Annotated in this window: 7 protein-coding genes; all 7 read right to left on the bottom strand. The window is 68.0% G+C overall.

All coding sequences use genetic code 11. The features are described 5' to 3' along the window. Nucleotides 1-108: 108 nt before the first annotated feature. On the bottom strand, nucleotides 109-1,563 hold the full coding sequence (locus VIR15_RS12050) for a hypothetical protein (protein WP_331927896.1): 1,455 nt from the start codon (nucleotides 1,561-1,563) through the stop codon (nucleotides 109-111). Then, nucleotides 1,520-1,828, bottom strand: a complete 309-nt coding sequence (locus VIR15_RS12045; RefSeq protein WP_331927894.1) for a hypothetical protein — start codon at nucleotides 1,826-1,828, stop codon at nucleotides 1,520-1,522. The genes VIR15_RS12050 and VIR15_RS12045 overlap by 44 nt, the downstream gene beginning before the upstream one ends. 139 nt (nucleotides 1,829-1,967) lie before the next feature. Beyond that, a complete protein-coding gene (locus VIR15_RS12040) occupies nucleotides 1,968-2,132 on the bottom strand; it encodes a hypothetical protein (RefSeq protein WP_331927892.1) in 165 nt (54 codons plus the stop codon). Beyond that, nucleotides 2,132-2,401, bottom strand: coding sequence for a hypothetical protein (locus VIR15_RS12035; protein WP_331927890.1), 270 nt, complete (start codon nucleotides 2,399-2,401; stop codon nucleotides 2,132-2,134). Before VIR15_RS12035 ends, VIR15_RS12040 begins: the two co-directional genes overlap by 1 nt. A 283-nt stretch (nucleotides 2,402-2,684) precedes the next feature. Next, complete coding sequence (locus tag VIR15_RS12030; RefSeq protein WP_331927888.1) at nucleotides 2,685-3,176, bottom strand: DUF6221 family protein; 492 nt, start codon at nucleotides 3,174-3,176, stop codon at nucleotides 2,685-2,687. 23 nt (nucleotides 3,177-3,199) lie between these two features. After that, nucleotides 3,200-3,964, bottom strand: coding sequence for a hypothetical protein (locus VIR15_RS12025; RefSeq protein ID WP_331927886.1), 765 nt, complete (start codon nucleotides 3,962-3,964; stop codon nucleotides 3,200-3,202). A 158-nt stretch (nucleotides 3,965-4,122) separates the two neighbouring features. Beyond that, nucleotides 4,123-4,417, bottom strand: a 295-nt coding sequence (locus tag VIR15_RS12020) for a hypothetical protein (protein WP_331927884.1), incomplete at its 5' end; no start/stop codon positions are given.

Raw genomic sequence — 4,417 nt, 5'->3', positions numbered from 1 at the left:
AGCCGGCCACCAGCAGCGCCAGGGGCGGCCACACGAGGAACGCGAACGCGACGAGCAGGAACACGCCGAAGAGGTCGAGAATCGTCGTCAGCACGCCAAAACCGCCTCTCAGAGCACCGAATCCAGCACGTTGTAGGTCTTATGGCGCCCCAGCGCCCACGCCGCGTAAGCGACCGCCTCGAACGCCGACACGTCCGCCGACGACTTCCGCCGGCCGATCACGAACCGGTCACCGACGTCCTTGCGCACAGCAGCCCGGACAGCCCCATTCAGGTCCGCATCGTCCAAATGCGCGTGCCCGACACCCTCCACGAGGTCATACACCTCGCCCGCGGCCGTCTTCTCGTCATCCGTCTTCATCACCCGCAGCACCGACGCCGGCACCACCAGCTCCAGCGACGGCACCAGGTCCGCGCCCGGGCCCGCACCGGCGATCGCGACAGCCACCGCCGAGTGCTTCTCCGCGAGCTGCCTCGCCTCAGCAGGGCACGCGGCCGGTGAACCGAACCACACGGGCTCGAAGTGCACCGACCCGGCCTCGTTCCGGCCCGCAGCACCGATGACGGCCCGCTTGCGGTCCACCGACACGGCCACGCCCAGGGCGAGGTCACCGACGATCCTGGAGGGCGCCTTCGCGTTGAAGCCGCCAGCCCACTTGCCAGGGCTGAAGAACCCGCCGCTGTCGTCGTCGTCCCAGATACCCAAGCCCTCACGCATGTACGACTCGACATCGGGCAGGTTCTCCCGCATCCGCAGGATCGACTCCCGCGGAGTCCGCTTCGGGAACGACGGATTCGCCTTCGCAACCTGCGCCCAGTCGTCCGGGTTCGCGTCAGGATCCGCGCCCAGCTCGAGGTACAGCATGTCCTTGCCCTTGCCGGACAGCGCCTTCGACCGCTTCCCCGAGAACACCTCACCCGGGTCGATCCCCGGACGCGGCGGCGTGCCGATGAAGAACAGCAACGCGCCCGCATCCCACTTCGTCTGGTTCGTCGCCGGCACCATGTCGTCCAGCGCCTTGCCCGTGAGGATCTGCGCCTCATCGAAGATCAGCATGTCGACCGCCGAGAAGCCACGACCGAAGCCGTTCTCGCGAGCACCGAACAGGATCCGCGACTCGTTCTTGAAGATCACCGCCTCGACGCCCGAACCACGCAGCGTCTGCTCGATGAACGGCGCCACCCGCTGACGGCGAGCCATCCCCAGCATCGACTTGAACGTCTCGCTCGAGGTGCGCGAATGGTGAGCCGTCCACAGCATCAGCGACCGCGGGAACAGCGCACACAACGCGAACGCCAGCGACCCGATCGTGAACGTCTTACCGACCTGGCGAGGGATGCTCAGCGTCACCCCGCCGATCGTGGCCGCGTACTTCCCATCCGCACGCTTGCCCAGCATCGCCTTCGTCAGCCCGACCTGCCACGGGTCGAACACCACACCCATCCGGTGCAGCTGCGCCTCCACCGACGGCCATCCCGTCGTGGCGATCCCATCCGGGATGACGAGGTGCCGCTTCGCCTCAGAGAGCGTCGGCGCTGAACGCCTCGTCGGGTCGGTTGACATCCTCAGCCGCCTCCTGCTTCGCCCTCTCGTCAATCGCCTCGATCTCGCGGTTGATCTCCTGCAGGCGACGCGTCAGGGCAGCAAGGTCACGCGGTGGGCAGTTCGGGTCCTCAACGGTTTTCGCCACCCGGCGGCGCATCGCCACCAGCAGCTCACGCGGGTCACCGCCCTCGGCGGCCTCCGAGATCGACCGAGGCTTGGCCGGCTTCGACGGCGCCTTCTCGCCAGGAGCGACCGAGCGCAGCGGCGTCTTCCGTGCAGCCATCGGTCACCGCCTAACTCATGGATGAGTTGTCCTCACGTGGAAAAAACATCGAAAAAAGATTGAACGAGAGGGGTTGCTCCGACCCTGACCTGCTACAAAAACTGCGACAATGTCAGAAGAGAACTCATATATGAGTTAGTCATGCGGACTCGGCCGCGAGCGCGTCAGTCGCAGCGTCGAGCTCGACTCGAGCGGCGATGCGTCGCTGCTCCGCGTCCCTCGCCTCGGCTGACTTCACCGCAGCGTCACGTGCCGCTGCCTCGTGGGCTGCCACAGCGGCCTCGTACCTGGCGAGTGCGTCCATCACCATTCCCTCGATCGTGGTCGTGGTTCGCCGAGCTCGCCGTTGCGCTTGAGTGCGCCGGCCCTGCGATTGCAGGACTGGCACTCAGGTCCCGTCCATCCGTCGCCGAAGTCCTCGTGCCCGAGGTCCCACGGTGCACCGGGTGCGATGAGGCCGGGACAGTCGGGGAAGAGCGGATGTCCGTACCGTGTGCAGGTGGTGCGGCCCTGCGCCACGATAGGCACCCAGCGTTTGCGCAGCCTGCGGTGCAGCCCGTCGTAGTCGCTCATGCCTTGGCCTCGCACATCTCGCGGGCCAGCGCCGGCCGGACGCTGGCCGTTGAGCCCGAACGTGCCGGGCGTGGCAGCCTCACGTACCTCGACGGGCCAGGCTGCCGGAGTTTCCTGCCGCTCGCTCGGTGGGCCGCTCGTGACGGCGCGTGGTGGTCGAGGGCGGCCGGTGCAAGAGTGAGCCCCGGTCGACAGGGGGTGCGACCGGGGCTGCTGAGGGGCTGAGCGCAGAGACACTTCTGCCGTGCTGTGTCACAGCATACGACAGACCCGCGCGAATCGGTCAACTCTGCGTGCCATCCCGGAGTGTCCACTCCTGCCGGTAGTCGGGGTGGTCGGCGAAGACCGAGGCGAGGTGGAGCAGCGTGGCGCACGGACCTTGGACTCGACACGTCAGGCAGTTTCCGTTCGAGAAGCCGAAGTCCCGACTCTCATGGGCAGCCATGAAGGCGTGCTCATCCACGATGCGCCGCTTCGCCTCGCACTCGCGCAGGACGCGGGCCGGGTCGTGGCGGGCGGCGTGAACCGAGTTCTCGTGGGCGTGGCGCTCCATCTTGGGCCACCTCGGAAGCTGCCTCGAACCATCCTCGGCCTCGTTCGCCGTGCCCAGCTCGAACCACGCGATAGCCCAGCCGTCTTCGCCTTCACCCTGCAGGGCGTACAGGCCACCCTCGGATACGTTGCCGTCGCCCGATGCCCAGCGTGGGCCGTTGGCTGCGTTGGCCGCGGCCTCATCCTCGGCGATCCGGGCCAGCAGGAAATCCGTGATGCTCATGCGTTCATCCTCTCTCTCGTTGGTCATCCAATGGCTCCATCCCTGCGCGCCTCACGCAGTAGCAGTGCCTGGAACACAGCCTTGCGCTCGAACATGGTCCGCCCGCGATCGTCCGTGCCAGCCGTCGGGATCACCCCACGCGCCACCCACTGACGGATGCCGGCCCGGGTCGCCACGATGCCCATGCGCTTGTGCAGGATCGGCACCAGCTGCTCGGCCGTGACCAGGGGCTGGTTACCGACGATGCGGATGATCCACCCGTCGACCGTGTCCGTGATGCCGCAGCCCCTGCACTTCACCTCGCCCGGGTTGTGGATCTTGGCCCGCACGGGCGTCTCGCACTCGGGGCACTCGCCCATCATCATCGTGTCCCGTCGTGGTGGTGCAGCACAGGCACGCACCTCCCGGGCGAGCGTCTCGAGCTCGTCCCACATGCGGTTGCCGGACGACCACTGCCCGAGGGCGTCGGCGTGCTCGGCGAGGAACCGGCACGTGCGGGGCACGTCGAGCGCGTCGATGATGACCCAGTCCTGCACGGAGTCAGGGTGCTCGTCGACGAACGCGTGGACCCAGAAGGCGAGGTCGCGCACCACCTCGGCCCGCAGGCTGATGGCGGTGTCGTTGCCGGGCATCCTGGACTCGGGCACGCCACGCGCACCGCCGGGAGCGCTCTTGGGTGGGTTGGCGGTGCCCTTCCAGAAGCGGCGGATGGTGGCGAGCTCACGACGGATGCCGGCCGCGATGTCGGAAGGCTTCAGCGCGCCTTCGATGGCGTCGAGCTCGCTCACTCTCGGTCCTCCTGGGGGTCGGCGGGGCAGTGGTGGGTTTGCGCTGCGGTGTTGGGGTGGATGACCCAGCGGCCGTGTTGGTCGATGGCGCGCGGCCGTGGGAACGTGACGCGGACCTTGATGGCGGTCACCGCATCGGGGGCAGGTCACGGTGGTGGTCACGGGGCGGTGGTGTCCTTCGGCGCGTCCCGGTACGGGTTGGACTGCCCATGGATGCCTTGGCACTGGCAGGTGCGGCCGCAGTAGTCCGAATGCACGAAGTTGTCGGTCGCGACGTCGAACCCCTCGTCCCACGCCTTCGCCACGGTCGCCTCCTTCTCGGCCACCCGAGCCTCGGCGGCGCGCTTGTCCGCCACGGCGTTCTCGGCAACCCGCTCGGCGCGTTGGATCCGCGACATGGGCGCGAACTTCTTGGCGCGGTACTCCTCCACCTCGGCGCGCAGCTCGGCGATG

Source organism: Intrasporangium sp., from assembly GCF_036566125.1.
Lineage (GTDB): Bacteria > Actinomycetota > Actinomycetes > Actinomycetales > Dermatophilaceae > Intrasporangium.
This window is presented reverse-complemented; position numbering and strand designations above follow the sequence as displayed.

Bases quoted from the DNA above. Each gene is read 5' to 3' on its own strand.
- VIR15_RS12050 (WP_331927896.1), bottom strand. From the start codon at position 1,563: ATGTCAACCGACCCGACGAGGCGTTCAGCGCCGACGCTCTCTGAGGCG.
- VIR15_RS12045 (WP_331927894.1), bottom strand. From the start codon at position 1,828: ATGGCTGCACGGAAGACGCCGCTGCGCTCGGTCGCTCCTGGCGAGAAG.
- VIR15_RS12040 (WP_331927892.1), bottom strand. From the start codon at position 2,132: ATGGACGCACTCGCCAGGTACGAGGCCGCTGTGGCAGCCCACGAGGCA.
- VIR15_RS12035 (WP_331927890.1), bottom strand. From the start codon at position 2,401: ATGAGCGACTACGACGGGCTGCACCGCAGGCTGCGCAAACGCTGGGTG.
- VIR15_RS12030 (WP_331927888.1), bottom strand. From the start codon at position 3,176: ATGAGCATCACGGATTTCCTGCTGGCCCGGATCGCCGAGGATGAGGCC.